Source organism: Aeromicrobium sp. 10G20-16, from assembly GCF_055809665.1.
Window position 1 is genome coordinate 124,398 of sequence record NZ_CM147919.1, and the last position, 25,720, is coordinate 150,117.

Here is a 25,720-nt window from a genome sequence, read left to right on the forward strand (position 1 = left end):
CAGACGCAGCCGGGTCCGTCCCGTCAGCCGAGGGCGGTCTCGAGGTCGCCGATCAGGTCGGCGGCGTCCTCGATGCCCACTGACAGCCGCACGAGGTCGTCGGGGACCTCCAGCTGCGATCCTGCGGTGGAGGCGTGCGTCATGGCGCCGGGGTGCTCGATGAGTGACTCGATGCCGCCGAGGCTCTCGGCCAGCGTGAACAGCTCGGTGCGAGCGCAGAACTTCAGCGCGGCTTCGCGGCCACCGGCGACCCGCAACGAGATCATGCCGCCGAATCGACGCATCTGGCGCGCGGCGACCTCGTGGCCGGGGTGCTCGGGCAGGCCCGGGTACAGCACCGTGTCCACCTGGGGGTGGCGAGTGAGCATGTCGACGATGGCCTCGGCGTTGCTGCAGTGCTGCTCCATGCGCACGGCCAGGGTCTTGGCGCCCCGCATGGTCAGGTAGGCGTCGAACGGACCGGGCACGCCACCGGCGCCGTTCTGCAAGAACGCGAATGCGGCGTCGAGGTCTTCGTCATCGGTCACGAGGACACCACCGACCACGTCGGAGTGTCCGCCGAGGTACTTGGTGGTCGAGTGCAGCACGACGTCGGCACCGAGCGACAGCGGTTGCTGCAGGTACGGCGAGGCGAAGGTGTTGTCGACCACGAACGTCGCGCCGGCTGCGTGCGCGATCTCGGCGATGGCGCTGATGTCGCCGACGTTGAGCAGCGGGTTGGTGGGGGTCTCGATCCAGACCGCCTTGGTCTGCGGCGTGATGGCGGCACGGACAGCATCGAGGTCGTTGACCGCAGCGATGCTGTAGGTGATGCCCCACTGGGTGAAGACCTTGTCGATCAGCCGGAACGTGCCGCCGTAGGCGTCGTCGGGGATGACCAGGTGGTCGCCGGGCTTGAGCAGGGCGCGCAGAGCGCAGTCGGTCGCGGCCATGCCCGAGCTGAACGCGCGACCGTGGATGCCGCCCTCCAGGGCGGCGAGCTGGCCTTCAAGCGCGCGGCGGGTGGGGTTGCCGGTACGGGCGTACTCGAAGCCGTCGCGCATGCCACCGACGCCGTCCTGGGCGAAGGTGGAGCTGGCGTAAATCGGGGCGTTGACGGCGCCGTTCTGGGCGTTGGGCTCGTACCCGGCGTGGATCGCCCGGGTGGCGAACCCCTGCCCCGCGTGGTCGTCGCTGCTGTGGTGGCTGCTCATACGTGCACTCCGAGAAGATCGTGACGGGTGAGGACGCCCAACGGCTTTCCGTCCTCGATGACCATGACGGCGTCGCTGTCGCTGAGGGCCTGCAGGGCCGCGTCGAGGCTCTCGCCGGAACCGAGAAGCGGCAGGGCGGGCTCCATGTGCTGCCCGACGGCGTCGGTCAGCTGGGCGCGGCCCTCGAAGACGGCGCTGATCAGGGCGCGCTCGTTGACGCTGCCGGCGACCTCGCCGATGACGACGGGCGGTTCGGGCCCGACGACCGGCATCTGCGAGACGTTGTACTCGCGCAGGATCTCGATGGCGTCGCGGATCGTCTCGGACGGGTGAGTGTGCACCAGCGCGGGCATCCCGCCGGTCTTGCTGCGCAACAGGGCGCCGACGTCCATCTGGGCCCGGCCCGCCTCGAGCGGCGCGCGCAGGAATCCGTACGAGGACATCCAGTCGTCGTTGAAGATCTTCGACAGGTAGCCGCGGCCACCGTCGGGAAGCAGCACGACGACCAGGGCGTCGGGGCCCACGCGCTCGGCGATCTGCGCGGCGGCGATGGCCGCCATGCCGCACGAGCCTCCCACGAGCAACCCTTCCTCACGGGCGAGGCGGCGGGTCATGTCGAAGGAGTCGGCGTCGCTGACGGCGATGATCTCGTCCGGGATCGACGGGTCGTACGCCGAGGGCCAGAAGTCCTCGCCGACACCCTCGACCAGGTACGGACGACCCGTGCCGCCGGAGTAGACCGACCCCTCGGGGTCGACGCCGATGACCTTGATGTCGGGGTTCTGCTCCTTGAGGAAGCGCCCCACGCCGGTGATGGTGCCGCCGGTGCCGACGCCGGCCACAAAGTGGGTGACCTTGCCGTCGGTGTCGGCCCAGATCTCCGGGCCGGTGGTCTCGTAGTGGCTCTCGGGGCCCATCGGGTTGGAGTACTGGTCGGGCTTCCAGGCGCCCTCGGTCTCGCGCACGAGCCGGTCCGAGACGTTGTAGTAGCTGTCGGGGTGCTCCGGCGGCACGGCGGTGGGGCACACGACGACCTCGGCGCCATAGGCGCGCAGCGTGTTGCGCTTGTCCTCGCTGACCTTGTCCGGGCACACGAAGACGCAGTGGTAGCCGCGCTGCTGGGCCACGAGCGCGAGGCCGACGCCGGTGTTGCCGGACGTGGGCTCGACGATCGTGCCGCCGGGCTTGATCTCGCCTGCCTTCTCGGCGGCGTCGACCATCTTGACCGCGATGCGGTCCTTGGCGCTTCCGCCCGGGTTGAGGTACTCGAGCTTGGCCGCAACGGTGCCCGCACCGGGCGGGACGACCGAGTTGAGGCGAACCAGCGGCGTGCCGCCGATCAGGTCGACGACATGCTCAGCGATACGCATGTCGTCATTCTTGCACTGACGATCTGAAGGTCAGGGGGCGGTGAGGACAGGGGCTGCCTCGTCGACACGCAGGTCCGCTGGCGGTCCCTGCGCCGTGAGCGTCTGACCGATCGTGGCCCATTCGCCCCCGTCGACCCGATAGCGAACCCGGTAGACGACGTCGACCCGCGGTCGGACGAGGTCGGCCGGCTCGCGGTAGCGGTGGGTGACGTCGAGGTTCGGGTACGGTCGGCCCGGCTGGGTGGTCGCTGCCTGCGTGCCGTCGCCGTGCACCCACACGTACCGGACCGGCTCGGCCCGCACGTCGACTGCGAACCCGAGCAGGGTGATGCTGCGCGCGAACGCCTCGGGATCGGTGTGGAAGTTGGTGCGGGCATTCACCAACGTGGCCTCGCCCGGCTCCACCGCGACCGCCAACCGCGGCAACCCGATCTGCCGCACCGCCCGCAGGACGTCGCCCTCGGTGAGCTCGGGTCCGTCCGGGTCGGGCTCGGCCGGCTGATAGGTCCGGCAGCCGTAGGTGCCGACTTCCTCGTCAACCTTGCAGATCCGAGTTGGCCTGTAAGTAGAGCGCGATGCGCTTCCGAGGCGGTTCTGATTCGAACCGGCAACTTCTCTCCACTTGACTCGATCGGCATGAATCTTGACTTGGGCTTCGATGGGCGACGGCTCTACGTCGACATCTGCGAACGCACGCTGAGAAGGCAGAAAGAGAAATAGGGCGGACAGGGCAATCAGGCGCTTCATTCGACACCGCCTAGACCAAGCTGTGTGGCGATCCAACCAGTACCATCCCATCGCACAGCCAGTGAAACTTCGTTGTCTTGCCCAGTGCTCCGCTTCTCAGGCGAGTCTGCGCTGGTGCGGTATTTGCCTGGCGTGGTGGCCGCAACAAAGGTGGCGTATTCCTCTTCCGGACCACTTCGAAGTTGTATCTCGCCTGGGTCCCAGTCGGCGTCACGGAAGTAACCGCCAGCCTTGTATGTATTGCGAAACGTGTCGATGTATTTCTGGCAGGCGTCACATGAAGGCGACGAGAGTTCCTCTAGAAGGTCGCTGTTGCCGGTCGCTGCGCCGTAGTTCAGGGCAGCGACCCAGTAAGCGACGAAGGCCGCGGCGCCCTCGGGGGAGTCCTCGGACGCCTGGGCAGGCATCGAGGGCGGTGTGGCCGTGCTGGACGGCGCGGATGTGTCGGGCGGATCGGGCTCGCGTGGCTGCGGGTCGCTCGAGCAGCTGGCCAGAGCGAACACGAGTGCGATGAAGAATCCCCCGAGCTTCATGGCTCGAAATTACCCGCGCTGCCGCCGGATGTCGATCTTCGAGAAGCAGCCTGTGGACAGCCCGTCACGGACGTAGAGGGAGTCCGTTCCCGTCCTTGGAGTCGCCGGCGAGGATCACGATGCCGTCGATGAACGGCCACAGGGCGCCGATGCCGCAGGTGAGGATCGTGACGACGAGCTGCCCGATGCCGAGGCCCACGTGGCCCGCGTACATGCGCCCGATGCCGAGCGGGATCAGGATCTGCAGCAGCCCCGCGATCAGCTTCTGCTTGTCCGAGTACGGCAGCCCCGACTTCGGGTCGTAGCCGTACGGCGCCGACGGGTTGGCGCCGTAGGCGAACGGGGTGCCGGGCGGACCGTAGGCCTGAGCCTGGCCGTACCCCGGTGGAGGGGGCGCCTGTCCGTAGCCCGGAGGCGGGCCATAGCCCGGTGGGGGAGGTGCCTGCCCGTAGCCGGGCGGGGGTGGAGGCGATGACGCCGGGCCCGACTGCGGCGACGAAGGGGCGCCGAACGGGTCGGGCTCGCCGGAATCGGGAGGGACGGTCATGGCCGCCACCCTAGTGGAGTCGCGGATCGCTTCACCTGACCCCGCTCGGCGTCTCGCGGCCGTCGTCGATGTCGGCGTAGGGATCCACCGCGGCCGGTCGCTTGACTGGGTTCGCGGGCCAGCGCTCCTCCAGCACCACGGCGATGGCGGACGCGGTGAACACGGTCGAGACGATGCCGACGCCCAGGCCGATCAGCAGGGCCAGCGCGAAGTCGGTGAGCGAGTCGCCGCCGAGCACGGCCAGCGCGGCGAGGATGAACATCGCACCGAGGCCGGTGTTCACCGTGCGGGGAATCGTCTGGACGATCGCCTCGTTCACCACCTGGCGCAGAGGTCGGTCACGCCGCTGCGCCAGGTGCTCGCGGATCCGGTCGAACACCACGATGGTGTCGTTGACGGCCAGGCCGATGATCGAGAGGACCGCGGCGAGGAAGACGCCGTCGATCGGCTTGCCCCACCAGGCGAAGGTGCCGACGACGGTGAGGACGACCGACGACATCGACAGCACGGCCGCCAGCGCGAAGGTCCAGCGGAACCGCCAGGCGAGGTACAGCATCTGCGCCGCGATCGCGATCGCGAACGCGATCAGTGCCTTGGTGCGGAGCTCGGCGCCGAGGCTCGGACCGATCAGCTCGTCACGCTCCTTGGTGACGTCGCCGGCGACCGAGCCGAGGGCCTGCTCGATCGCGAAGGCCTCGTCGTTGGTGACGTCGTCGACACGGATGCTGATGTTCTCTGTGCTTCCCTCGCCCGACGACGACTGGACGACCGCCCTCGGGAAGCCGGCGTCCGAGACCGCGGTGCGGGCGACCTCGGGATCGACCGTCGCGGACGTGGAGTACTCCAGCAGTCGGCCTCCGGTGAACTCGACGCCGAGATCGAGCCCGCGCAGGACGATGCCGCCGATCGAGATGGCGGCGACGACGAGCGTCGCGGCGATCCAGGTGCCGCTGCGCCGGACGAGGTCGGGCTGCTTCTCGGCCAACCAGGTACGAACCCGCCCCGCTCCGGCCAGACCGCTCACCTCGGGGTGGCGGCGCACGACACTGCGCCTGGCAGCCCACTCGCTCAGCACCCGTGCCACGACCAGCGCCGAGATCATCGAGGCGACGACGCCGATGGACAGCGTCACGCCGAATCCCTTGACCGGTCCCGACGCGAACAGGAACAGCAGTCCCGCCGCCAGCAAGGTGGTGACGTTCGAGTCGATGATCGCCGTCCACGCCTTGGAGAATCCGGTGCTGAGCGCCGACGGCATGCCTCCGGTCGGGCGGTCCGCCAGCTCCTCGCGAGCGCGCTCGAAGACCAGCACGTTGGCGTCGATGGCCAGTCCGACGGCCAGCACGAAGCCGGCCAGGCCGGGCAGGGTCAGGGTGGCGCCGAACCACACCAGCATCGCGTAGGCGATCAGGGCGTAGGCGGCCAGAGCGATCGTGGCCATCAGGCCCATCAGTCGGTAGACGAACATGATGAACAGCCCGGTCAGCACGATGCCGATGATCGCTGCCTCGATCGATGCGTCGATGGCGGCCGCGCCGAGCGTCGGTCCGACGGTGCGTTGCTCGATGATCTCGACGCCGACGGGCAGTGCGCCGCCCTTGATCAGCACGGAGAGGTCGGTGGCGCTCTGCTGCGTGTAGTCGCCGGTGATGCTGGTCTGGTTGCCGCCGCCGGCGGCGCACAGTGCCGGCACGACGCCGGGGGAGGAGATGATCGTGTCGTCGAGCACGATCGCGACCCGGTTGCCGGCCGACGGGTTGGCGCAGGCGTCGGCGACGAGCTGGCGCCATCCGTCGCGCCCGCTGCCGTTGAAGTCGACGTTGACGCTCCACTCGCCGAGGCGCTGGGGGTCGGTGGCAGCGTTGGCGTCGCCGACCCCTTGCCCGTCGAGGAGAGGCGGAGCGAGCAGCAGCGGCTGTCCGGACTCGTCGGGCAGGACGAGCTGGCCGTCCGTCGGCTCCTGACCGGGCGAGGCGGGCGCGAGGACCTCGTGGAAGGACAGCTGGGCCGTCTGCCCGATGACCTCGGCGGCCTCGCGCGGGTCCTGCAGGCCGGGGAGCTCCACGATGATCCGGCGCTCACCGGACCGGGCGATCGTGGGCTCGGAGACGCCGAGTGCGTCGACACGTCCGCGGAGCACGTCGCGCGCGCTGTCGGTCGACTCGGCGTCGGCCTTGACGCGGTCGGTGTCCTGGGTCTCCAGGACGATCTGGGTGCCACCCCTCAGGTCGAGGCCGAGGCGGGCCGAGCTGGTCAGGGCGATCAGGAGGGCGATGGCGACGGCTGCGAAGGCGGCCACCGCGCGCCACAGGGGTGCGCGAGACATGAAGGATCTTTCGGGAATGACCGCGATCAGCGGTCGACGACGGGTCGGCGGAGGCTCACGCCGCCGTCGGTGGTGCCCGTCCGTGTCGAGTGATCGGCGTCGCCGGCGCGAGCACGCCCGGCTCGTCCGGAGACGGTGCGGCAGCCCCGGTCGGCCAGTCCAGCGGTGCGGCCGGCCCGGTGGTCGCGAGATCGAGGTGGGGGAACGCGGTCGACGGCGCAGCAACGTGGTTCAGCTGGGCGGGTGCCGTCGAGATGCCCACTTGCGGGTGTGCCGCGTGCGCAGCGGCGCGGCCGACCGAGGAGGTGCGGCCGAACCCGGCGATCGACCCCACGGAGATGGCGGAGACGGCGATCACGAGCGCCGCGAGCACCAGTACGTGCCAACGTGGTCGTCGCGCCGGCCCGAACATGCCGGTCAGTCTAGGGCCCGGCCTTCAACGACCCCTGTCTCTCATCGGAGGCGGCGAACCGACCGTGAATGTCGAAGGTCGCCCCGCCGGTCCCCCTGGACGATCGGCGAGGCAACGAAGGCGAGACGGTCTCACCGCCGATTCATGACACCAGTGCAACGTCCATCACACCCGAAAGTTCTCTCGAGGAGACAAAATGACTCGAGATGACTATGCCGCATGGTCAGGACGGTCGTGTGCGTGTCGTCGTGGCCGGGTTCGTAGTCTGGGCACATGCCTGCCCACCGCACCATCGGATCGTTGACCCTGCCCACCGTCGGGATCGGCTGCAACGCCTTCGGCAGCCGCATCGACGCCGACCGGGTGACCTCGATCGTCGACGCGGCCATCGAGCACGACGTCGCCTTCTTCGACACCGCGGACGCCTACGGCACCGGCCAGAGCGAGGAGCTGCTGGGCCGGGCCATTCGAGGCCGTCGTGACCAGGTGGTCGTGGCCACCAAGTTCGGCATGGACATGCAGGGCGTCAACGGCGACGACGGTGGACGTCGCGGCTCGGCCGAGTACGTGCGCACGGCGGCGGAGGCCAGCCTGCGCCGGTTGGGGACCGACCACATCGACCTGTACCAGCTGCACACGCCCGATCCGGCCACCCCGATCGCCGAGACGCTCGGGGCGCTCGACGAGCTGGTGACCGCCGGCAAGGTGGGCGCCATCGGCTGCTCGAACATGCAGGCCTGGCAGGTCGTCGACGCCGACTGGACCGCCCGGGCGGCTGGAGGCGCGTCGTTTGTGACCGCGCAGAACGAGTACTCGCTCTACAACCGCAGCGCCGAGGTCGAGCTGACGCCGGCGTGCCTGGATCGCGGCATCGGGATCCTCCCGTACTTCCCGCTCGCCTACGGCCTGCTGACCGGCAAGTACCGCCGCGGTGAGGCCGCGCCCGCAGGAAGCCGTCTCGAGGCCCAGGCAGCACGGCTGGCCGGAGCCGACTGGGAGCGCATCGAGGTGCTGGAGGCGTTCGCTCGACGCCACGGCATCTCGATGCTCGAGCTGGCGATCGGCGGGCTGGCAGCTCAGCCTGCGGTGCTCAGCGTGATCGCGGGGGTGACGTCGGCCGAGCAGGTCGCCGCCAACGCCGTCGCGGGGCAGTGGGTGCCCTCGCAGGACCAGGTGGACGAGCTGGCCGAGGTCGGACGCCCCACGATGTCGTACACCACCTTCGCCCCGTAGGGCCTGGCCTGCCACCGGCTCGGGTGAAGTGTTGCGCCGGACCGGGAGCACCTCACGGTGCGTGGCCGCTCGAGGCGGCTGATGTTGGGACCCGGGGCTGCCGCGGCCCGGCGCTGGACCAGCCTAACCCCGCGGCGGTCGAACTCAAGCCAGGCCGAACACGCCGTCGTGGAGGTCGTGTCTCGACGGTCGACTAGTGCAGACCGACGGTGCGCTCGATGTCGGCTGCGTGCCGCAGGGCCTTCGCGGTGTCGACCAGTCGGACCGCCGAGTCGGGGTCGCCCGACTCGAGCTGAGCGCGACCGATCCCCACGATGTGCGCGAAGGCGGCAGCGCGGTCGAGGGTCACGTCGAAGGCACGTCCGACGATGCCGCGCACCACGGTGTTGACCAGCTCGATGACCTCGGTGGGTCCCGGCGGATCGACGACGCCGGCCAGCACCTCGTGCACCGGGGCGAACGGCTTGCCCGTGGCGAACTCGTGGGCCGCCGTCTCGGGGTTGCGGTGCACCCACGTGCGCAGGGCGTACAGGCGCCACAACGATCCGGCCAGGGTGTCGGACGGAGCGTGCGACCACAGCTCGGCGATCGTCGACAGGCCCTCGTTGTCGGCGAGGTGCAGCACGCGATCGACCAGGTGCTGGTCCGCCCCGCTACGGGGACCGCGCACCAGCAGAGTGGCGATGCGGTGACCCGCCGCCAGCGTCTCCGCAGGGTCGGTCTGGTCCGGCTGGGCCTCGAAGTGCTGGCCGCCGGGCAGCTGGGGCTTGTGGAAGTCCCTCACGCGAGCGACGCGTCCTTGGTCGCGCTGCCGCTGAGGGCTCGGTCGACGGCGGCGAGGTAGGCGTCGCTGCGGCTGTCCCCGCACGGTCGGGTCAGACGGGAGTCGGGCGCGTACTCGAACAGCATCCGATTCATCGTGTACGCGAACGTCAGGCGGCGCTCGAGGTCGTTCACCACCACCGAGCCACCGAGGCCGCCCCAGTAGCACCGGCGGCCCGGTGCCACGGACGGCATCACGGCAGGCTGCGGCAGGGCCCAGCCGAGTCCGAACGCCGACGGCGTGCCCAGCACCACGTCGGTGCCGACCGCCCGAGGCTCGAGGATGCGCTCGACGGTGTCCTCCGAGAGCAGACGGACGCCGTCGATCTCGCCGCCGTGCGACACCAGGGCCTGGATGCGTGCGACCGATCGAGCGTTGCCGTGACCGTTCGCGGCAGGAATCTCGGCACGACGCCAGCGCTCGGTGTTGGCCTCGCGAGCGTGGAGGAACGGCCCGGTGAAGGTGCGCACGGAGATCCCGTCGGGCTCGAGGCCCAACGGGTCGAGATCCAGCGGGCGCGGCGGGCTGACGGGGGAGACCCGGTGGTCGTCGTCGGGGCCCAACCCGATGTGGAAGTCGGCGTCGAGCGGCCCGGCCACCTCGCGGGCGAACCAGGTGCCGATCGAGTCGCCGGTGACGCGCCGCAGCACCTCGCCGACCAGGTGGCCCTGGTTGAGCAGGTGGTACCCGGGCGCGCTCCCGGGCTCCCACCACGGCGCCTGGGCGGCGAGCATGGCAGTGGAGCGATCCCAGTCGAACAGGTCGTCGGCCGACACCGGCTGGTCCCAGCCCGAGACGCCGGAGGAGTGGCTCAGCAGGTGCGCGACGGTGACGGCGTCCTTGCCGGCTGCGGCGAACTCGGGCCAGTAGCGGGCGACGGGTGCCTCGAGATCGATGAGGTCGCGGTCAGCGAGCATCAGCAGGCAGAGGTTGGACATCACCTTGGTGATCGACCACACGGGCACCAGGGTGTCGCGCTCCCACGGGATGTCGCCGTCGAGGTCGGCCGAGCCCGCCCAGATGTCGACCACGACCTCGCCGTCGTGGATCACGCAGATCGACGCGCCACGGTCCGTCCCCTCGCGCACCGACTGGTCGAGGAGGTAGGCGACCTCCTCGAAGCGAGGATCGACACCGCCGCAGACACTCATGGCGCCAACGATAACTCCGCGCTGGGCGCAGTCGAGGACGTCAGGACGTCGGCGCCAGCGCCTGCGGGCACCGGCTGACGACGCCGACCTCGGCGGTCAGTCGACCAGTGCGACGGCCAGCTGCGAGGCCACGAGACCGACCTGCCAGCGCCTGGCGCCCTGCTCCTCGAGCGCATCGACCACCGAGCCCTCGGTGACCGTGTCTCCGCTGAGCGGCGGCTCCCAGGCCAGGTTGCGCACCAGCTGCGGCGAGATGAGGTTCTCCGGCGGCAGGTCGTGCTCCTCGCTGAGAGCCACCACGACCGATCGGCATCGGGCCAGCCGGGCGGCGGCCTCGGGGTGCTTGTCGCCCCACGCCCGCGGCGGCGGCGGTCCGTCGGTGCGCAGACCCGTGGTGGGAAGGTCGGAGTCGGGCAGCGCGAGGCCGCGCTCGACGGCGTCGAACCACTCGCTGAGGAATCGGCGCGGGCCCCGGTTGCGCATGGCGCGCAGCTGCTTCAGCTCGCCGACCGTCGGGGGAGCCGCGATCGCGATCTCGACCAACGCGGCGTCGGGCAGGATGCGTCCCGGTGTGGTGTCGCGCGCCTCGGCGATCTGGTCGCGGGCGTACCAGAGCTCGCGCACGACGGCGAGGGCTCGACGGCCGCGTGCCTTGTGCATGCCCGAGGTGCGACGCCACGGGTCGACGCGTTCTGGCGGACCGGTGAAGGACAGCAGCGCCTCGAACTCCTCGGCGGCCCATCCGCGCTTGCCGGCAGCGGTGAGCTCGTCGTCGATGAGGTTGCGCAGCTCGACGAGCACCTCGACGTCGAGGGCGGCGTAGACCAGCCACGGTTCGGGCAGCGGCCGGGTGGACCAGTCGGCCGCGGAGAACTCCTTGGCCAGGCTCAGGTCGAGGTAGTGCTCGACCAGTGACGCGAGACCGACGCGGGGCAGGTTGAGCAGGCGCCCGGCCAGCTCGGTGTCGAACAACGAGGTGGGCCGCAGCCCGATCTCGGCCAGGCACGGCAGGTCCTGGGTGGCGGCGTGCAGGATCCACTCGGCATCGCCGAACGCGGCAGACAGCTCGCTGTGGTCGTCGAAGGCGATCGGGTCGATCAGGTGGCTTCCCGAGCCCTCGCGCCGCACCTGCAGCAGGTAGGCCCGCTGGGAGTAGCGGTACCCGGAGGCTCGCTCGGCGTCGAGGGCGAGCGGGCCGGTGCCGGCCGCGATCCGTTGGCAGGCATCGGTCAGGGCCGGGGCGGTGTCGACGACCGGCGGCAGTGGGTCGCGCAGCTCGAGTCGGGGCAGCGGGACACGGGGCACGGCCTCGGGGGGCGTCCCGTCGGTGCCGTCAGGTGTCGCGGAGTCGGGGGTCAACGGTGACCGCGCCTGCGCTGGAGGGGGACCACCCCGGGCGCGAGTGGCGGCAGTCCGGCGATGGCGCACAGCAGGTTCGACCAGGCGGCCGCGTGGTTGCCCTTCTCCGACAGGGGAGTCCAGGACGCGCGGACCTCGATCTGGGCGTCGGAGCCGTCCTCGGTCATCTGTCCGAACCCCTCGGACCGCACCACCGTGACGCTGCCACTGGCAGCGGCGTGGTCGGCGTCGTGGGCCTCGAGCGCCTCCATCAGCCAGCTCCACCCGACGCTGGGCAGCAACGGATCGGCCGCCATGTCGGCCTCGATCTCGGCGCGTGCGAAGGTGACGCAGCGGAACGTGCCGCCCCATGCGTCGTTGCCGGCAGGATCGTGCAGCAGGATGAATCGACCGGTGCCGAGGTCGTCGGGTCCGACGCGCACGTCGCCGCTGATCGCGTGGGCGTGCGGCGCGATGCGCTGGGGGGCCGGCATGTCGTCGACGACCACCTCCGGGCGCATCACCGCGTGCTGGATCTGGCGGACGGCGTCGGTGAACGCCGCAGGCGCCTGATCGGTCTCGATGCGTGGAACCACCCCACGACTGTAGGCGTCGACCGGCGTTCCAGCCGTTCACGACACTCGGTTCATCCTCCGGGGTTCGGTCCGAGGGGCGCCTGAGACACTGACGGCATGACCGTCGACGCGCCGTCCGCCACGGCGTCCAGCCCGTTCCTCGCCGCCTGTCGCGGTGAGCGCCCCGAGCACGTCCCCGTGTGGTTCATGCGGCAGGCCGGGCGCTCGCTGCCGGAGTACCTCAAGATCCGCGAGGGCACGAACATGCTCGACTCGTGCTTCGAGACCGACATGGTCGTCGAGATCACCTTGCAGCCGGTGCGGCGTCACGGCGTCGACGCGGCGATCTTCTTCTCCGACATCGTGGTGCCGCTCAAGGCCATCGGGGTCGACCTCGACATCGTGCCGGGCACCGGACCCGTCGTGGCCGACCCCATCCGCAGCGCCGCACAGCTCGACCAGCTGCGCGACGTGGAGCCCGACGACGTCGCCGCCGTGCTGGCCGCGGTCACGGCGCTCACCGGCGAGCTCGGCAGCACGCCGTTGATCGGGTTCGCCGGCGCACCGTTCACCCTTGCCTCCTACCTCGTCGAGGGCGGGCCGTCGCGCGACCACCGCCTCACCAAGCAGCTGATGTACTCCGACCCGGACCTGTGGCACGCGCTCCTGGGCCGTATCGCGGCGATCGCCGGGCAGTTCCTGCGGCTGCAGGTCGAGGCGGGAGCATCGGCGGTGCAGCTGTTCGACTCGTGGGCCGGCACCCTGTCGCTGGCCGACTACCTGACCTACGTCCAGCCCCACTCGGCCGCGGTCCTGTCGGCCGTGGCGGACCTGGACGTGCCGCGCATCCACTTCGGGGTCGGCACGGGCGAGATCCTGGGTGCCATGCACGATGCCGGCGCCGACGTGATCGGCGTCGACTGGCGGGTGCCGCTCGACGAGGCGGTACGCCGGCTGGGTCCGGACACCGTCGTGCAGGGCAACCTGGACCCGACCACCCTGTTCGCGCCCACCGAGGTGGTGCACGCCCGGGCAGCCGAGGTGATCGCCCAGGGCTCGGCCGCTCGCGGCCACGTGTTCAACCTCGGCCACGGGGTGCTGCCCGCCACAGATCCTGACGCGCTGACCCGGCTGGTGGACTTCGTGCACGCCCAGCCGGTTCCTGGATCGTGACACCGCCGCCCCAGACCGTCGCCGTGATCGGCGGAGGGATCGCCGGTCTCGCCGCCGCGTTCGACCTGGCGCGCGCCGGGTGCCAGGTGACGGTCCTGGAGAGCACCGACCGCGTCGGTGGCAAGCTGCGCAGCGGCGAGGTCGGTGGGGTCGCGGTCGACCTCGGCGCCGAGTCGATCCTGGCGCGGCGCCCCGAGGGGCTCGACCTGGTGCGCGACGTCGGGCTGGCCGACTTCATCGAGCATCCGCTCACCCACTCGGCGTCGATCTGGACGCGCGGCGCCCTGCGGGCCATGCCGCCGACGGTGCTGGGTGTCCCGGGCGACCTCGATGCGATGGTCGCCTCGGGGATCGTGGGGGATCGACCCGTGTCCACGCCGTCGCCGGTGCCCGACGAGGACCTGTCGGTGGCCGCGTTCGTGCGCGAGCGCCTCGGCCTTGAGGTGGTGGACCGACTGATCGAGCCGCTGCTGGGCGGGGTGTACGCCGGCCACGCCGACCGGCTGTCGTTGCACGCCGCGGCTCCGCAGATCCGGGCTCTGGGTGCCAACCTCGTGACCGGGGCCTCCGCGAGTCTCGCCGAGCGGGCCGACCAGCCAGCCACCCCGGTGTTCTTCGCGCCCACCGGCGGGGTCGGAACGCTGCCGGACGCCGTCGTCGCCGCTGGCGACTTCGCGGTGCGCACCGGCACGACCGTGAGGGCGCTCGAGCGCACCACGGACGGCTGGCGCCTCACGATCGGGCCGACCACCGACCTGGAGGTGCTCGACGTCGACGCCGTCGTGGTCGCGACGCCTGCGTCAGCGGCCGGGCGGCTGCTGTCCGACATCGCCCCTCACGCCGCGTTCGCGCTGGCCGGGATCGACTACGCCAGCGTCGCGCTGGTCACCTTCGTGCTGGAAGGAGCCGCGGAGACCGACGGTTCGGGATTCCTGGTGCCGCCGGTCGACGGCACGGCGATCAAGGGCGCCACCTACTCGACGTCGAAGTGGCGCTGGTCCAGCGAGGCGGCCGGTGACCTGACCATCGTGCGCACGTCGATCGGCCGCGCGGGCGAGACCCTGCTGCTCCACCACGATGACGCCTCGGTCATCGACCTGGCCCGTGCAGACCTGACCGCTGCGGTCGGACCGCTCGGGAGGGTCGTCGACGCGCAGGTGCATCGGTGGGGAGGGGGACTGCCGCAGTACGAGGTGGGCCACCTCGACGTGGTGGACACCATCGACCGCGACATCGCCACGGTGGCCGGGCTCGAGGTGTGCGGCGCCGCCTACCGAGGCGTCGGCATCCCGGCCACGATCGGCACCGCCCGGGCGGCCGCGGCGCGACTTCTCGGACGGGAGACAATGAAGCCGTGACCACGATTGCGAACAAGGGCAAGCTCGCCAAGGAGATCAACGAGACCATCCGCTACACGATGTGGTCGGTCTTCCGGCTCGATCGGGTGCTGGGGGACTCCGACCGGGCCGCCGAGGCCGCCGAGGTCGACGAGCTGATCGCCCGGCTGGCCGACGACGACGTCGTGGTGCGCGGGCTGTACGACGTCAGTGGGCTGCGCGCCGACGCCGACCTGCTGGTGTGGTGGCACGCCGCCGACAGCGGCCAGCTGCAGGACGCCTACAACCGGTTCCGCCGCACGGCACTCGGCTCGCGCATGGCGCCGGTGTGGTCACAGCTGGCCCTGCACCGACCCGCGGAGTTCAACCGCTCGCACATCCCGGCGTTCATGGCCGAGGAGGAGGTGCGCCGCTACGTGTGCGTGTACCCGTTCGTGCGGTCGTACGAGTGGTACCTGCTGCCCGACGACGAGCGCCGAGAGATGCTCAAGGAGCACGGCATGCAGGCGCGGCCGTACCCGGACGTGCGGGCCAACACGGTGGCGTCGTTCGCGCTCGGCGACTACGAGTGGATCCTGGCGTTCGAGGCCGACGAGCTGCACCGCATCGTGGACCTCATGCGTGAGCTGCGCGCCAGCAAGGCGCGCATGCACGTGCGCGAGGAGGTCCCGTTCTACACCGGCGAGCTGCTGACGGCCGCCGAGCTGCACCGCGCGCTGGCCCTGAGCTTCCCAGCGGGAACTGTCAGACAGCGAGGATCTCAGTCGGGGGTCTGGGTGAGGGCGATGCCGTTGATGCAGAAGCGCTGGTCGGTGGGGGTCGGGAAGCCCTCGCCCTCGAAGACGTGGCCCAGGTGCGATCCGCACCTGGCGCAGCGGACCTCGACCCGCTTCTGACCGAACATCGAGCGGTCCTCGATGTACTCGACGCGGTCCTCGGCCAGCGGGGAGTAGAACGCCGGCCAGCCGCAGTGCGCGTCGAACTTGGTGTCGCTGCGGAACAGCTCGGACCCGCAGGCGCGGCACGAGTACACCGAGGGCGTGGTGTCGGTCTCGAACTCGGACGTGAAGGGGCGCTCGGTGCCGGCCTTGCGAAGCACCTGGTACTCCTCGGGGCTCAGCTCGGCCTTCCACTCGGCGTCGGTCTTCTCCACGTCGTAAGCCATGACGACAGCCTACGGTGACGGGCAAGACCCGCCAGCCGACGCCGCAGGCACTGCCAGCGTGGAGCCGTTCAGCGTTGGGCGTCGAACGGGACGTGCTCGAGCAGGTGCAGCGTCGGGACGTCGAGCACGCGCTTGGCGCGCGACGTCCAGTCCATCTGGAAGAACTCCTTGACGATGTGCGACTCGGTCAAGATGATCACCTCGGTCGAGCCCGTGCTGGCCACCAGGTCCTTGAGCGTGTCGATCGGGTCGTCCTCGGTCAGCTGGCTGGTCGTCTGCTGACCGCGATCGGCGAGCAGAGCGGCACTGGCGTCGAGCTCGGCCTGGCCGGCGCTCACCACCTCGTTCTGCACCTCGTCGACCGTGGCCGGATCGGGCATCGCGGCGATCTGGCCGCCGCCGATCGCACTCATGGACGACGTGAGGATGGCGGTGGAGCTTCTCCACCGGCAGCAACAGGTGGTACCGGACCGTGTCCTCCAGGCCCTCGTGCAACGCGATCACCTGATCGGCGTCGAGGGCTTCCAGCTGGCGTTCGATGAGCAGCGCGACGTCATACATGACTCCACCGTACGCCGCGCCGTCGTGGCGCTGCCTGCAGCGCAGCCGTCGTAGGCTGCCGACATGACGTCCTTGTCCTCCCAGCTCACGACCACCGGTCCGATCGACGTGTCGTTGCTGGACTCGCGCGACATCATCGGCTTCGACGGCGACAAGGAGGATTCGGTGCCCGCCATGGAGGCTCTGGGCGAGGAGCTGTCGGACCTGCAGGAGCGCCTGTTCGCCCGCGCACGGGCCGAGGTCGGCACCGAACGCGTCCTGCTGGTCATGCAGGGGATGGACACCTCCGGCAAGGGCGGGATCATCCGTCACGTGGCCGGCCTGGTCGATCCGCAGGGGCTGGCGATCACGGCGTTCAAGAAGCCGACGCCCGAGGAGCTGGAGCACGACTTCCTGTGGCGCGTCGAGCGTGCTCTGCCGCAGGCGGGGGAGATCGGCATCTTCGACCGGTCCCACTACGAGGACGTGCTGATCGGCCGTGTGCGTGAGCTGGCGTCGGAGGACGAGATCGAACGCCGCTACGACGCGATCAACGCCTTCGAGAAGGCATTCGTCGACGACGGCGGCACGGTCATCAAGTGCTTCTTGCACATCAGCCCCGACGACCAGAAGGATCGCCTGGCCGAGCGGCTCGACGACCCCACGAAGTACTGGAAGTACAACCCCGGTGACATCGACGAGCGGCTGCTGTGGTCGGACTACGCCGTGGCCTACGGCATCGCGCTGGAGCGCTGCTCCACCGATCACGCCCCGTGGCACGTGGTGCCGAGCGGCCGCAAGTGGTACCGCAACTGGGTGGTCGCGACCCTGCTGGCCGAAGCATTGCGAGGGCTGGACCTGCAGTGGCCGGACGCCGATTTCGACGTCGAGGCGGAGAAGGCGCGGCTCGCGGCGTCCTCGTAGCGGTCAGTCGGGAGCGCCGGTCAGCCGGCCCACGCCTCGAGCGGGACCAGGTTCACGGCGCCGACGGCGTAGCGGGCCAGCACCACGCGTGCGATCTCGGCGTCGGGGCCGAGCGGCTCGGCCACGGCGACCGCGCCGGCCTCCAGGGCGAGCTCGGTGACGCGGTCGGTGTGGTGGTCCGGTCCGAGGAAGAGCAGTCCCACGGCGACGTGGCGGCGGCCCGCGGCGCGGTGGGCCCGGACGGCTTCCCCAGCGGCCGGAGGAGCGGCGGTGGCGAACGCGGCGATGGTCGGCAGCTTGTGGTGCTGGCCCCAGGCGCGAGCGGCGCGGGAGATGGTCGCGCGGACGAGTGGGTCGGCCGATCCCTCTCCGGCCAGCACGAGGCCGTCGAGCTCGCGGACGCGCTCGCGTGACAGCACCTCCCGCAGGCGCTGGTCGAGCACGTGCAGGAATGCCGCCTCGATGCCGAGCACGTCGGTGACGTGGATCAGCAGACCGTCGTGAGGTGCCGCCGCGCGCGCTGCCGCATCGGCGATGTCGGGGCTGTCGCTGGTCGTGAAGGCCAGCGGGACGATCACGATCTCGCGGTGGCCCTCAGCCACGAGGTGATCGATCACGTGATCGAGGTCGAGGTCGACGGAGGCAGCCGCGACCCGCAGGTCGGGCCGCTGCCGGGCGATGCGCTCGGTCAGTGCCGTCACGGTGTCGGCGGTGCGGGGGTCGGTGGTGTCAGGTGCCAGGGTGATCAGTGCCGGTGCAGTCATGGGATGTCCTCAAGGGGAGGGCACACGGCGATCTGGGCGCTGGCCAGGAGAGTCGCCGCGCGCCGGAGAAGGGGTCGTGGGTGCGCGCTGATCAGCGACACATCATGCTGCGGGCACGCCCGAGGTCCACGTGGAGACGCTCCACGAGACGCAGGTCCTGTGCGGCAAGCATGAGATCAGTGTGCAGAGGGGTGCGTGGGCGATCAAGCGCAAGTCTCAAATGGTGAGATATGTATCCATATGTTGATACGCGAGCGAGGAAAGAGTCCAGATCAAGCGGTCAGAGACGCCTCAGGCGTCTGGCGGCAGCAGGAAGCCGACGACCCAGCCGCCGACGGCAGCAGCCACGAGTGCCGCGCCTGCCGCGACCAGGGCGACCGGCCAGGTGATGAGGTTCGCGGTGGCCAGTCCGATCACGACGGCAGGGGAGAACGCTCCGAGCAGGCCGATCGGCAGGATCGCTCCGGCCACGGCGACGGGGACGGCCGCCAGAGCCTCAGGGGCTGCAGCGTCGAGGGCGAGGGTCGTCCACGCGGTCAGCAGGCCCACCACTGCGGCGCCGACGCCCGCCACGACCAGGTCGTCGGCGTCGAACAGCAGGGGCTCGCCCCAGCGGTCACCGAGCGCCAGGGCGCCGGCGCCCGCGACGACCGCTCCGAGCACGTGCGCGGTCCAACCGGGCAGCACGCTCGACCAGCTGAGCCGACCGACGGCAGCCAGCGTGGCCGATGACGCCGGGTTGGCGAGTCCGAGGGCCGGCTGTTCGTCGAGGTCGTGCAGGCGGGCGTACCAGGTCAGCAGAAGCACGACGGCTGCCACGCCGATGACGGCCACCGTGGCGTCGGTGGCGCGCAGCGCGGCCGCCGTGACGATCGTGATGATCGCCGACACGACGGCGCTGACACCGAGCGGCCGCATTCAGGCGACCTCGCCGATGACCGACGACGCGACGAGCAGCGCGGCGAGTGCCACGACGGAAGGGGTCTCGGGTGCACGATCGCGGGGATCCATGTCGCTACCGTAGGGGCATGGTGGCCGAGTCGGTGGATCGACCGCGGGCGCTGGCGTCGTGTCGCCAGTGGGTCGCGCGCACCGTGGCCCGCACCGTGTCCAGCTGCTTCCGGTACCGCGTCACCGGCCTGGCGGCCGAGGCGGCGTTCTTCGCCATCTTGTCGCTGCCGCCCCTGGTGTTCGGTCTCGCCGGCACGATCGGATTCATCGCCGAGCGGTACGACGTCACGCAGGTCGACGTGCTGCGCTCACGCATCATCGACCTGTCGTCGCAGGCGCTGACGCCCGAGACCGTCGACCAGGTCATCACACCGACGCTCAACGACGTGCTGGACTCCGGGCGCATCGACGTCATCTCGATCGGCTTCGTGCTGGCCCTGTGGTCGGGGTCGAGGGCCCTCAACGTCTTCATCGACACGATCACGATCATCTACGGGATGGGTGGGCAGCGCGGGATCGTCAAGACCCGCGCACTGTCGTTCCTGATGTACGTCGTCGCGCTGGTCATCGGCATCGTCCTGGTGCCGCTGGTGCTCGCAGGACCGGAGTTCGCAGCCGCGCTGCTGCCCGAACGGCTGGCGATGCTGCGGCCGCTGTACTGGCCGGCGGTGGTGGCCCTGTCGATCGGATTCATCGCCACGCTGTACCACTCGGCCGTCCCGGTGCGGCGACGCTGGCGCATGGCGTTGCCGGGTGCCACCTTCACCCTGCTGATGTGGATCTTCGGCAGCTACTTCGTGCGGTGGGCTCTGGGATACTCGACCGGCGGCACCTCCATCTACGGCCCGCTGGCGGCCCCCATCGCGGTGCTGCTGTGGTTGTACGTCATCTCGATCGCCGTGCTGATCGGGGCTGCGATCAACGCGGCCATCGACGACCAGGTGCGTCACGAACCGTCACCCGAGACTGGAGCCCCATGAGGAAGAAGATCATCGACCTGCTGATCGTCGTCGCCGTGCTCGCCTTGATCGGCGCGGGCGTCATGTGGTGGTTGCTGCGGGACGGCGATCCGTCCGTCACCGACCCTGCCGGCCGGCCCCGCCAGGAGGACCCGGTGAGCCTGATCTCGACGAAGGGGGTCGAGAAGAACATCGCCCGGCGCCTCACGGCCCGCACCGGTCGCGATGTCGAGGTGGTGTGCCCGCCGAAGGTCAACGAGCTCGTCGGCACCACCTTCGAGTGCGAGGCGTCCTTCGCCGGCGACAAGACCGTGCAGACCATCGCGTCGGTGAAGATCACCGGCGGCGGGGGAGCGTTCGAGTGGACGTCGAAGAACGCGCCCCAGCCTGACGACCCGGAGTCCGGCTCCGGCGGGTGAGACGACAAGACCCCCGGCTGGGCCGGGGGTCTCGTGGTGATGGTGGGCGATACTGGGATCGAACCAGTGACCCCCTCCGTGTCAGGGAGGTGCGCTACCGCTGCGCCAATCGCCCGTGTTGTTCAGTTGTGTCCGGCCGTGGTGCTGACCGGAGGCCTGCGAGGTGGGTACGGGATTCGAACCCGTGTGCACGGATTTGCAGTCCGTTGCCTCTCCTCTCGGCCAACCCACCGTTGGATGGGTGACGAGACCCGCTCCGAGCGGACGACGGGATTCGAACCCGCGACCCTCACCTTGGCAAGGTGATGCGCTACCACTGCGCCACGTCCGCGAAGCCTCGATTGGAGGCGACACGAGACTCTATCCGATCTCGGCGGTGGGTCCCAAACCGGGGTGGGACTAGCGTGGGGGCATGAAGGCATGGGCGAACGGTCGGGTGCTCGAAGCCCCTGAGACGCCAGTGATCAGCGTGCTCGACCACGGCATGATCGTCGGCGACGGTGTCTTCGAGACCATCGCCGTGAACCACGGTGAGACGTTCGCGCTGACCCGCCATCTCGAACGGCTCTCACGGTCGGCCCAGGGTCTCGGAATCGGACGCCCCGACCTCGCTGCGGTGCGCGAGGGCATCGCAGCGACCATCGAGGGCCAGGACCTGCCGTTCGGTCTCGTGCGGGTCACGGTCACGTCCGGGATCGGGCCCCTCGGCTCCCCGCGCGGTGATCTCGGCCTCACGCACACCGTCGTCACCGCGCCGTTGATCAAGCCGCCGGCCGTCAGCCAGATCGTCACCGCGCCCTGGGCGCGCAACGAGAAGGGCGCGCTCGCGGGCCTCAAGACCACCTCGTACGCCGAGAACGCCGTGATGATCGAGTACGCGAAGGCGCGGGGGGCCACTGAGGCGGTCATGGCCAACACGCAGGGGCAGCTGTGCGAGGGCACCGGGTCCAACGTGTTCTACGCGATCGGCGACCAGCTGGTCACGCCCACGCTCGCAGCGGGCCCCCTGGCCGGCATCACCCGTGCGCTGGTGCTCGAGTGGTGCGCAGGCGAGATGGACGTGGTGGAGCGCGACGCGCCGCTCGACGTGCTGTTCGAGGCCGACGAGGTGATGCTCATCGGCACCTCGCGCGACGTGCAGGCGGTGTCGCGCGTCGACGACCACGAGGTGGCCGCTCCCGGCCCGGTGACACGCGCTGCGCAGGCCATCTGGGACCGCGAGGCAGCCAGGAGCAACGACCCCTGATCGACCTCGATTCGGGGCCGGTGGACGCGGTGCGATATCGTGTGCAGGCACATCCGGGGCGATTGGCGCAGTGGTAGCGCACCTCGTTCACACCGAGGGGGTCACTGGTTCGAACCCAGTATCGCCCACAGCACGACGAAGCCACCTGGCCGGCGCAATCGCGGTCAGGTGGCTTCGTTCATTCTCGTCCCAGCCGCGACAGCTCGTCGGCGATCGACAGCAGGGCGGCCACCTGGGCCACCTGCAGCTGCTTGTCGGGCGGCAGGTGGCTGATGTCGTCGACGGTCCCGCGGGGCTTCCTCTTGTAGGCGCCGATCGCGCGTTCGAGCACGTCGCGTGCGGTGTCGTCGCTCATGGGTGACCTCTTTCCCGGGTCGTGGCCGCACGAGTCCGGCCAGCTGATGGCCATGATGGACCGGCGAGGTCACGAAATCGTGTGAAATGCCGGGGCCCGGTGCCGTATCGTTGGTTCGTGACGAAAGTCCTGGGTGGTCGTGACGTCGAGATCGACACGTTGCGCGGCATCGCCATCATCGCGATGGTGGCCGGTCACGTCATCGGCTGGACCAGCGCGACGGGGATGCAGGTCGCCGACGACTCCGGCTGGCGCTACTACGACCTGCTGTTCGCCGACCTGCGGATGCCGCTGTTCGCGTCGCTGTCCGGATTCGTCTACGGCGTGCGGCCCCTGTCGACGTCGTCGGGCTACGGCCGCTTCGTGCACCGCAAGGTGCGGCGCCTGATCGTCCCGCTGGTGACGGTCGGCACCCTGTTCCTGCTGGTGCAGGCCGTCGTGCCCGGATCGAACGAGGCCCTGCCCGTGCGCGAGGAGTGGCACGTCTACGTCTACGGAGTCGCCCACTTCTGGTTCCTGCAGGCGATCTTCCTGATCTTCCTGCTCGTGGGGCTCCTGGACGTCTGCGGTTGGTTGAGGACGCGCTCACGGCTGACGTGGGCCGTGGCGGCGGCGAGCCTGGCCGCGGTGGTGATGTCGTACCTCAGCACCGACCTGCCACCGGCCTCGGACGTGTTCTCGTTCGTCAACGCGTTCGCGCTGCTGCCGTGCTTCCTCCTCGGCTACCTGGTCGCCGCGCACGGGCGCGACGTCGTCGCGCCGCGCTGGGCGATGCTGGGGATCACCGCGGTGCTGTTCACGGTGAACGCGCTGGCGGTGGTCGGGAGGATCGACCTGACGAGCGTCCAGGCACCGGTGGTGCACGTGCTGCTCGGGCTGTCCGGCGTCGCCACGTTCTTGATGTTCCGGTCCGTCCTGGCGTGGCGCCCCCTGGCCCGCCTGGGGTACTTCTCGTTCGCGATCTACCTGTTGCACGTGTTCGGCACCGCGTCGATGCGCATGGTGCTGTCCCGCGCGGGTCTGGACGACCCAGCCGTGATCTTCGTCGCGTGCCTGGCCGCCGGACTCGCCCTGCCGATCCTCTTCGAGATCACGGCCGGACGCCGGCCCTGGGTGAGCTGGACGTTCCTCGGGCAGAAGGCCTACCGCAGCCCGTGGCGGCAGGAGCCCCCAGCTGCACCAGTGGACCCGGTTCCGCCGCTGCAGCAGGCCTGACCGCACGGGCGGCTCGCGGTTCTACGGGTCGCTGAGACGATGGGGGCATGGCTGACGTCACCAACCACCACGCCGAGTCCATCAGCACCGAGCGAGAGTCCGAGGAGAACGAGGTACGCGTCGCCCGGTGGGAGCGCGCCTCGGAGCTTCCCTTGACCGTGGCAACGCTCGCCTTCCTCGGCGGCTACGCCTGGCCGATCCTCGATCCGGACCTCGGCCGCGGCCTGGTCGCGGCGTGCGAGACCGTCGTGTGGGTCACCTGGGTGCTCGTGCTGGTCGACCTGGCGGTTCGGGTCGCCCTGGCCAGGCACCGATGGCTGTTCGTGCGCCAGCACCCGCTCGACGTCGCCGTGGTGGTGCTGCCGATCCTGCGACCGTTGCGACTGCTGCGGCTGATCACCCTGCTGAGCGTGCTGAACCGGTACGCCGGCAGCTCGATGCGCGGCCGGGTCGGGATGTACCTGATCTCGTCGACCACGCTGGTCGTCTTCGTCGCCGCCGTGGCGGTGCTGGACGCCGAGCGCGGGGGAGACGGGCCGATCCAGACCTTCGGCGACGCGATCTGGTGGGCCCTGACCACGATTACCACCGTCGGGTACGGCGACATGTATCCGGTGACCACCACGGGGCGCTTCGTCGCGGGAGGACTCATGTTCGCCGGCATCGCCATGCTCGGTGTCGTGACGGGGTCGTTCGCCTCGTGGCTGGTCGACCGGGTGTCGGAGGCGGACGAGCAGTCCGACGCCGTCACCCGCCGAGACATCGCGGCGCTGAGCCACCAGATCCGGGTGCTGAGCGATCGCCTCGGCCAGACCGACGGCGAGGACCAGACCAGGACGTAGTGCGCCGTCAGGAACCGATGGCGAGCAGGGCGTCGCGCAGCTGGGCGGCGGCCTCGACCGGCGTCATGCTGAGCAGGTGCCCAGCGCGCACGTAGGTGTAGCCGCCGAACAGGCACAGTGCGATCAGGCCGAGCTGGAGGTCGGACAGGTCGTGCAGTCGCGCCTTCAGCGAGGTGTCGTCGGCACGTCGAGCGCCACGAGGCGCGTGCGTGGTCACCCAGCGCTCGTGCAGCAGGCCGGCCATCTGCTGGTGGTCGTCGGACTCGTCCGGATGCGAGGACCCGTGCGCGTGTGCAGCCATGGCGTCCACGGTGAGCCGCTCGGCGCGATCCCGGGTGCTGGTGAGGAGCCCCGCCATCGCCAGGAGGCGTTCTGAGGACGCCTCGAACAATCGGGCGGCTCGGCGTTGACGCCGTCGGCGAGTGCTCTTCATCGTCATGTCCCGTCGTTGCGGTGGTGCCGCCTGGGAGAGGACGACGTGGTGCGCTCCCACCCTACGGGCGAGGTCAACCCGGGGCAGATCTGCCGACTACTCGCCGGTGCAGGCCGAGTACGCCGAACCGTAGGCGGCCGTGTCCTGGAGGGGAGCGATGTCAGGTCGCACGATCTTCTGGCCGGTGACAGCCCAGAACGCGTCGTCGAACACGATCAGGCTCGAGCCGTCGCGGCACGCGGTCACGTCCTGGTTGCCAACGGCCGAGCCGTCCGCGCACTCGGTGTAGTCGGAGGGAAGGTCTTCGCCGACCTTCCACACCGACGAGCACGACGGTGCGCCGGCTGCCGGGGCGTCGCTCCCGCCGGACGAACCGCCGTCGGAGCTCGGGCCCGATCCGATGGTGGGGTCAGCGCCATCGGCCGGGCTGTCCGACGAGGTGCATCCGGCAGTCAGCAGCAGTGCCGTGAGGGCCGCCGTGACGAGTCCACGCGCAGTGCGGTGCATGCGGGCCACGCTAGTGCGGGGTCAGCTCGAAGGCGAGGTGCGGTCCCCGAAGACCAGCCGGAAGGGACGCAGAGACACGGTGACGAGCGGACGCCGGCCGTGCAGAAAGCGCAGCGGTCCCTCGGAGTCGACGGCCCACGTGCCACTGACGAGTCCGAGACGGGCGCGGCCCCGAACACGCGCCACCACGAGGGCCCCGCGCCGGTCCTGAGCCGTGCGAAATCCCAGGGGAAGCCGGAACGGCAACCGTCGTTCGTTCCGCACCCGCAGAGAGGCGATGTCGGTCGCGGTGTACGACCGGTACGACTCGCGTTCGAAGTGGGCCAGGTCCTTGGGGATCGCCCACAGGGCTCGGCCACCATCACGAGAGGCTTCGCTGTCGACCCAGATGTGGGTGATGCAGACCCGCGGCCGCCAGCCGTGCCGGACGAGGACCGTCGACATGACCTCGTCGTAGGTCAGAGGGCTCGGAGAGTCGTAGCGGAAGAAGGCCGCGGCGACGATGGCGCGGCCGAACACGCGGATCGTCGTCGTGCTGGCGGACGCCGGGGCGGGGCTCGCGTGGCGCGGAAGCAACCAAATGCCCACGTAGGCATGGCCGTGCAGGTGCCACGGCTCGTCGGGGTAGGTCGCCATCAGGAC

At 70.2% G+C, this 25,720-nt stretch carries 29 protein-coding genes, 4 tRNA genes and 1 pseudogene; 12 read left to right on the plus strand and 22 right to left on the minus strand.

The window, feature by feature from the left end:
• Positions 1-23 precede the first annotated feature (23 nt).
• From AC0L5F_RS00515 to AC0L5F_RS00545, 7 genes are all read right to left on the minus strand, one after another.
• Positions 24-1,193, minus strand: coding sequence for a cystathionine gamma-synthase (locus tag AC0L5F_RS00515; RefSeq protein WP_473314652.1), 1,170 nt, complete (start codon positions 1,191-1,193; stop codon positions 24-26).
• On the minus strand, positions 1,190-2,563 hold the full coding sequence (locus AC0L5F_RS00520) for a cystathionine beta-synthase (protein ID WP_473314653.1): 1,374 nt from the start codon (positions 2,561-2,563) through the stop codon (positions 1,190-1,192). The genes AC0L5F_RS00515 and AC0L5F_RS00520 overlap by 4 nt, the downstream gene beginning before the upstream one ends.
• Positions 2,564-2,593: 30 nt before the next feature.
• Positions 2,594-3,310: a hypothetical protein gene (locus AC0L5F_RS00525; protein WP_473314654.1), complete on the minus strand. Its 717-nt coding sequence runs from the start codon at positions 3,308-3,310 to the stop codon at positions 2,594-2,596.
• Entirely contained in the window at positions 3,307-3,843 is a 537-nt protein-coding gene (locus tag AC0L5F_RS00530) for a DUF6318 family protein (protein WP_473314655.1), read from the minus strand. Before AC0L5F_RS00530 ends, AC0L5F_RS00525 begins: the two co-directional genes overlap by 4 nt.
• Positions 3,844-3,907: 64 nt before the next feature.
• Positions 3,908-4,390, minus strand: a complete 483-nt coding sequence (locus AC0L5F_RS00535; protein WP_473314656.1) for a TM2 domain-containing protein — start codon at positions 4,388-4,390, stop codon at positions 3,908-3,910.
• Between the two features lie 31 nt (positions 4,391-4,421).
• Positions 4,422-6,716, minus strand: a complete 2,295-nt coding sequence (gene secD / locus AC0L5F_RS00540; RefSeq protein WP_473314657.1) for a protein translocase subunit SecD — start codon at positions 6,714-6,716, stop codon at positions 4,422-4,424.
• Between the two features lie 55 nt (positions 6,717-6,771).
• On the minus strand, positions 6,772-7,128 hold the full coding sequence (locus AC0L5F_RS00545) for a hypothetical protein (protein ID WP_473314658.1): 357 nt from the start codon (positions 7,126-7,128) through the stop codon (positions 6,772-6,774).
• A 273-nt stretch (positions 7,129-7,401) separates the two neighbouring features.
• Here AC0L5F_RS00545 and AC0L5F_RS00550 point away from each other — a divergent pair, with 273 nt between their 5' ends.
• The gene (locus tag AC0L5F_RS00550; RefSeq protein WP_473314659.1) at positions 7,402-8,361 is read left to right on the plus strand and encodes an aldo/keto reductase; all 960 of its coding nucleotides are present in this window, start codon (positions 7,402-7,404) and stop codon (positions 8,359-8,361) included.
• A 193-nt stretch (positions 8,362-8,554) separates the two neighbouring features.
• Here AC0L5F_RS00550 and AC0L5F_RS00555 read toward each other — a convergent pair whose 3' ends face one another.
• From AC0L5F_RS00555 to AC0L5F_RS00570, 4 genes are all read right to left on the minus strand, one after another.
• On the minus strand, positions 8,555-9,145 hold the full coding sequence (locus AC0L5F_RS00555; RefSeq protein WP_473314660.1) for a hypothetical protein: 591 nt from the start codon (positions 9,143-9,145) through the stop codon (positions 8,555-8,557).
• Positions 9,142-10,335, minus strand: a complete 1,194-nt coding sequence (locus tag AC0L5F_RS00560; RefSeq protein WP_473314661.1) for a serine hydrolase domain-containing protein — start codon at positions 10,333-10,335, stop codon at positions 9,142-9,144. The genes AC0L5F_RS00555 and AC0L5F_RS00560 overlap by 4 nt, the downstream gene beginning before the upstream one ends.
• A 96-nt stretch (positions 10,336-10,431) precedes the next feature.
• Positions 10,432-11,694 carry an HRDC domain-containing protein gene (locus AC0L5F_RS00565; RefSeq protein ID WP_473314662.1) on the minus strand — a complete coding sequence of 421 codons (1,263 nt, stop codon included), beginning with the start codon at positions 11,692-11,694 and terminating at the stop codon, positions 10,432-10,434.
• A complete protein-coding gene (locus AC0L5F_RS00570; protein WP_473314663.1) occupies positions 11,691-12,269 on the minus strand; it encodes a DUF3000 domain-containing protein in 579 nt (192 codons plus the stop codon). The genes AC0L5F_RS00565 and AC0L5F_RS00570 overlap by 4 nt, the downstream gene beginning before the upstream one ends.
• Before the next feature lie 96 nt (positions 12,270-12,365).
• Here AC0L5F_RS00570 and hemE point away from each other — a divergent pair, with 96 nt between their 5' ends.
• The 3 genes and pseudogenes from hemE to hemQ form a co-directional block, all read left to right on the plus strand.
• Entirely contained in the window at positions 12,366-13,421 is a 1,056-nt protein-coding gene (hemE, locus tag AC0L5F_RS00575) for a uroporphyrinogen decarboxylase (protein ID WP_473314664.1), read from the plus strand.
• Positions 13,418-14,779, plus strand: coding sequence for a protoporphyrinogen oxidase (hemG, locus tag AC0L5F_RS00580; protein ID WP_473314665.1), 1,362 nt, complete (start codon positions 13,418-13,420; stop codon positions 14,777-14,779). The genes hemE and hemG overlap by 4 nt, the downstream gene beginning before the upstream one ends.
• Before the next feature lie 59 nt (positions 14,780-14,838).
• Positions 14,839-15,417: pseudogene (hemQ, locus tag AC0L5F_RS00585) on the plus strand (hydrogen peroxide-dependent heme synthase); the annotation flags it as partial.
• A 101-nt stretch (positions 15,418-15,518) separates the two neighbouring features.
• On the opposite strand, the gene msrB reads toward hemQ, so the two are convergent.
• Together msrB and AC0L5F_RS00595 are read right to left on the minus strand one after the other, a co-directional pair.
• Entirely contained in the window at positions 15,519-15,923 is a 405-nt protein-coding gene (gene msrB, locus AC0L5F_RS00590; RefSeq protein ID WP_473314666.1) for a peptide-methionine (R)-S-oxide reductase MsrB, read from the minus strand.
• A 68-nt stretch (positions 15,924-15,991) separates the two neighbouring features.
• A complete protein-coding gene (locus AC0L5F_RS00595; protein ID WP_473314667.1) occupies positions 15,992-16,336 on the minus strand; it encodes a hypothetical protein in 345 nt (114 codons plus the stop codon).
• On the opposite strand from AC0L5F_RS00595, the gene AC0L5F_RS00600 reads away from it, so the two are divergent.
• The gene (locus AC0L5F_RS00600) at positions 16,335-16,538 is read left to right on the plus strand and encodes a hypothetical protein (RefSeq protein ID WP_473314668.1); all 204 of its coding nucleotides are present in this window, start codon (positions 16,335-16,337) and stop codon (positions 16,536-16,538) included. The two genes, AC0L5F_RS00595 and AC0L5F_RS00600, sit on opposite strands and share 2 nt — an antisense overlap.
• A gap of 9 nt (positions 16,539-16,547) precedes the next feature.
• A complete protein-coding gene (locus tag AC0L5F_RS00605; RefSeq protein WP_473314669.1) occupies positions 16,548-17,387 on the plus strand; it encodes a PPK2 family polyphosphate kinase in 840 nt (279 codons plus the stop codon).
• Between the two features lie 20 nt (positions 17,388-17,407).
• Here the strand turns inward: AC0L5F_RS00605 and AC0L5F_RS00610 are convergent, their stop codons facing one another.
• Positions 17,408-18,151 (minus strand): sirohydrochlorin chelatase, encoded by a 744-nt coding sequence (locus tag AC0L5F_RS00610; protein WP_473314670.1) that lies wholly within the window; start codon positions 18,149-18,151, stop codon positions 17,408-17,410.
• Positions 18,152-18,442: 291 nt separating this feature from the next.
• Positions 18,443-19,069 (minus strand): hypothetical protein, encoded by a 627-nt coding sequence (locus tag AC0L5F_RS00615; RefSeq protein WP_473314671.1) that lies wholly within the window; start codon positions 19,067-19,069, stop codon positions 18,443-18,445.
• Positions 19,070-19,179: 110 nt separating this feature from the next.
• Between AC0L5F_RS00615 and AC0L5F_RS00620 the strand changes: the two genes are divergently transcribed.
• Both AC0L5F_RS00620 and AC0L5F_RS00625 read left to right on the plus strand, forming a co-directional pair.
• Complete coding sequence (locus AC0L5F_RS00620) at positions 19,180-20,082, plus strand: YihY/virulence factor BrkB family protein (protein ID WP_473314672.1); 903 nt, start codon at positions 19,180-19,182, stop codon at positions 20,080-20,082.
• The gene (locus AC0L5F_RS00625; RefSeq protein ID WP_473314673.1) at positions 20,079-20,480 is read left to right on the plus strand and encodes a DUF4333 domain-containing protein; all 402 of its coding nucleotides are present in this window, start codon (positions 20,079-20,081) and stop codon (positions 20,478-20,480) included. Before AC0L5F_RS00620 ends, AC0L5F_RS00625 begins: the two co-directional genes overlap by 4 nt.
• 40 nt (positions 20,481-20,520) lie before the next feature.
• Here AC0L5F_RS00625 and AC0L5F_RS00630 read toward each other — a convergent pair.
• The 3 genes from AC0L5F_RS00630 to AC0L5F_RS00640 all read right to left on the minus strand — a co-directional run bounded on the left by AC0L5F_RS00630 (position 20,521) and on the right by AC0L5F_RS00640 (position 20,811).
• Positions 20,521-20,595: transfer RNA gene (locus tag AC0L5F_RS00630), tRNA-Val, on the minus strand.
• A gap of 46 nt (positions 20,596-20,641) precedes the next feature.
• Positions 20,642-20,712: transfer RNA gene (locus AC0L5F_RS00635), tRNA-Cys, on the minus strand.
• A 27-nt stretch (positions 20,713-20,739) separates the two neighbouring features.
• Positions 20,740-20,811: transfer RNA gene (locus tag AC0L5F_RS00640), tRNA-Gly, on the minus strand.
• A gap of 81 nt (positions 20,812-20,892) precedes the next feature.
• Here AC0L5F_RS00640 and AC0L5F_RS00645 point away from each other — a divergent pair.
• Together AC0L5F_RS00645 and AC0L5F_RS00650 are read left to right on the plus strand one after the other, a co-directional pair.
• Complete coding sequence (locus AC0L5F_RS00645; RefSeq protein ID WP_473314674.1) at positions 20,893-21,726, plus strand: aminotransferase class IV; 834 nt, start codon at positions 20,893-20,895, stop codon at positions 21,724-21,726.
• 56 nt (positions 21,727-21,782) lie between these two features.
• A tRNA-Val gene (locus tag AC0L5F_RS00650) sits at positions 21,783-21,854 on the plus strand.
• A 50-nt stretch (positions 21,855-21,904) separates the two neighbouring features.
• Here AC0L5F_RS00650 and AC0L5F_RS00655 read toward each other — a convergent pair.
• Positions 21,905-22,081: a hypothetical protein gene (locus AC0L5F_RS00655; RefSeq protein WP_473314675.1), complete on the minus strand. Its 177-nt coding sequence runs from the start codon at positions 22,079-22,081 to the stop codon at positions 21,905-21,907.
• 117 nt (positions 22,082-22,198) lie between these two features.
• On the opposite strand from AC0L5F_RS00655, the gene AC0L5F_RS00660 reads away from it, so the two are divergent.
• Together AC0L5F_RS00660 and AC0L5F_RS00665 are read left to right on the plus strand one after the other, a co-directional pair.
• Complete coding sequence (locus AC0L5F_RS00660) at positions 22,199-23,296, plus strand: acyltransferase family protein (RefSeq protein WP_473314676.1); 1,098 nt, start codon at positions 22,199-22,201, stop codon at positions 23,294-23,296.
• 47 nt (positions 23,297-23,343) lie between these two features.
• Positions 23,344-24,138 (plus strand): potassium channel family protein, encoded by a 795-nt coding sequence (locus AC0L5F_RS00665; protein WP_473314677.1) that lies wholly within the window; start codon positions 23,344-23,346, stop codon positions 24,136-24,138.
• Between the two features lie 7 nt (positions 24,139-24,145).
• On the opposite strand, the gene AC0L5F_RS00670 is transcribed toward AC0L5F_RS00665, so the two are convergent.
• The 3 genes from AC0L5F_RS00670 to AC0L5F_RS00680 form a co-directional block, all read right to left on the minus strand.
• Positions 24,146-24,577, minus strand: coding sequence for a hypothetical protein (locus AC0L5F_RS00670; protein WP_473314678.1), 432 nt, complete (start codon positions 24,575-24,577; stop codon positions 24,146-24,148).
• Between the two features lie 90 nt (positions 24,578-24,667).
• Positions 24,668-25,078, minus strand: a complete 411-nt coding sequence (locus AC0L5F_RS00675) for a hypothetical protein (RefSeq protein ID WP_473314679.1) — start codon at positions 25,076-25,078, stop codon at positions 24,668-24,670.
• Between the two features lie 21 nt (positions 25,079-25,099).
• Complete coding sequence (locus AC0L5F_RS00680; RefSeq protein ID WP_473314680.1) at positions 25,100-25,714, minus strand: acetoacetate decarboxylase family protein; 615 nt, start codon at positions 25,712-25,714, stop codon at positions 25,100-25,102.
• Positions 25,715-25,720: the final 6 nt, after the last annotated feature.

Excerpts from the sequence above, each read along its gene's own strand:
- AC0L5F_RS00545 (WP_473314658.1), bottom strand. The coding sequence starts at position 7,128 with ATGTTCGGGCCGGCGCGACGACCACGTTGGCACGTACTGGTGCTCGCG.
- msrB (WP_473314666.1), bottom strand. The coding sequence starts at position 15,923 with ATGGCTTACGACGTGGAGAAGACCGACGCCGAGTGGAAGGCCGAGCTG.
- AC0L5F_RS00595 (WP_473314667.1), bottom strand. The coding sequence starts at position 16,336 with ATGAGTGCGATCGGCGGCGGCCAGATCGCCGCGATGCCCGATCCGGCC.
- hemE (WP_473314664.1), top strand. The coding sequence starts at position 12,366 with ATGACCGTCGACGCGCCGTCCGCCACGGCGTCCAGCCCGTTCCTCGCC.
- AC0L5F_RS00525 (WP_473314654.1), bottom strand. The coding sequence starts at position 3,310 with ATGAAGCGCCTGATTGCCCTGTCCGCCCTATTTCTCTTTCTGCCTTCT.
- AC0L5F_RS00665 (WP_473314677.1), top strand. The coding sequence starts at position 23,344 with ATGGCTGACGTCACCAACCACCACGCCGAGTCCATCAGCACCGAGCGA.
- AC0L5F_RS00600 (WP_473314668.1), top strand. The coding sequence starts at position 16,335 with ATGGACGACGTGAGGATGGCGGTGGAGCTTCTCCACCGGCAGCAACAG.
- AC0L5F_RS00655 (WP_473314675.1), bottom strand. The coding sequence starts at position 22,081 with ATGAGCGACGACACCGCACGCGACGTGCTCGAACGCGCGATCGGCGCC.
- secD (WP_473314657.1), bottom strand. The coding sequence starts at position 6,716 with ATGTCTCGCGCACCCCTGTGGCGCGCGGTGGCCGCCTTCGCAGCCGTC.
- AC0L5F_RS00670 (WP_473314678.1), bottom strand. The coding sequence starts at position 24,577 with ATGACGATGAAGAGCACTCGCCGACGGCGTCAACGCCGAGCCGCCCGA.
- AC0L5F_RS00530 (WP_473314655.1), bottom strand. The coding sequence starts at position 3,843 with ATGAAGCTCGGGGGATTCTTCATCGCACTCGTGTTCGCTCTGGCCAGC.
- AC0L5F_RS00520 (WP_473314653.1), bottom strand. The coding sequence starts at position 2,563 with ATGCGTATCGCTGAGCATGTCGTCGACCTGATCGGCGGCACGCCGCTG.
- AC0L5F_RS00645 (WP_473314674.1), top strand. The coding sequence starts at position 20,893 with ATGAAGGCATGGGCGAACGGTCGGGTGCTCGAAGCCCCTGAGACGCCA.
- AC0L5F_RS00675 (WP_473314679.1), bottom strand. The coding sequence starts at position 25,078 with ATGCACCGCACTGCGCGTGGACTCGTCACGGCGGCCCTCACGGCACTG.
- AC0L5F_RS00605 (WP_473314669.1), top strand. The coding sequence starts at position 16,548 with ATGACGTCCTTGTCCTCCCAGCTCACGACCACCGGTCCGATCGACGTG.
- AC0L5F_RS00560 (WP_473314661.1), bottom strand. The coding sequence starts at position 10,335 with ATGAGTGTCTGCGGCGGTGTCGATCCTCGCTTCGAGGAGGTCGCCTAC.
- AC0L5F_RS00615 (WP_473314671.1), bottom strand. The coding sequence starts at position 19,069 with ATGCGGCCGCTCGGTGTCAGCGCCGTCGTGTCGGCGATCATCACGATC.
- AC0L5F_RS00535 (WP_473314656.1), bottom strand. The coding sequence starts at position 4,390 with ATGACCGTCCCTCCCGATTCCGGCGAGCCCGACCCGTTCGGCGCCCCT.
- AC0L5F_RS00625 (WP_473314673.1), top strand. The coding sequence starts at position 20,079 with ATGAGGAAGAAGATCATCGACCTGCTGATCGTCGTCGCCGTGCTCGCC.
- AC0L5F_RS00680 (WP_473314680.1), bottom strand. The coding sequence starts at position 25,714 with ATGGCGACCTACCCCGACGAGCCGTGGCACCTGCACGGCCATGCCTAC.
- AC0L5F_RS00515 (WP_473314652.1), bottom strand. The coding sequence starts at position 1,193 with ATGAGCAGCCACCACAGCAGCGACGACCACGCGGGGCAGGGGTTCGCC.
- AC0L5F_RS00610 (WP_473314670.1), bottom strand. The coding sequence starts at position 18,151 with ATGACTGCACCGGCACTGATCACCCTGGCACCTGACACCACCGACCCC.
- AC0L5F_RS00620 (WP_473314672.1), top strand. The coding sequence starts at position 19,180 with ATGGTGGCCGAGTCGGTGGATCGACCGCGGGCGCTGGCGTCGTGTCGC.
- AC0L5F_RS00550 (WP_473314659.1), top strand. The coding sequence starts at position 7,402 with ATGCCTGCCCACCGCACCATCGGATCGTTGACCCTGCCCACCGTCGGG.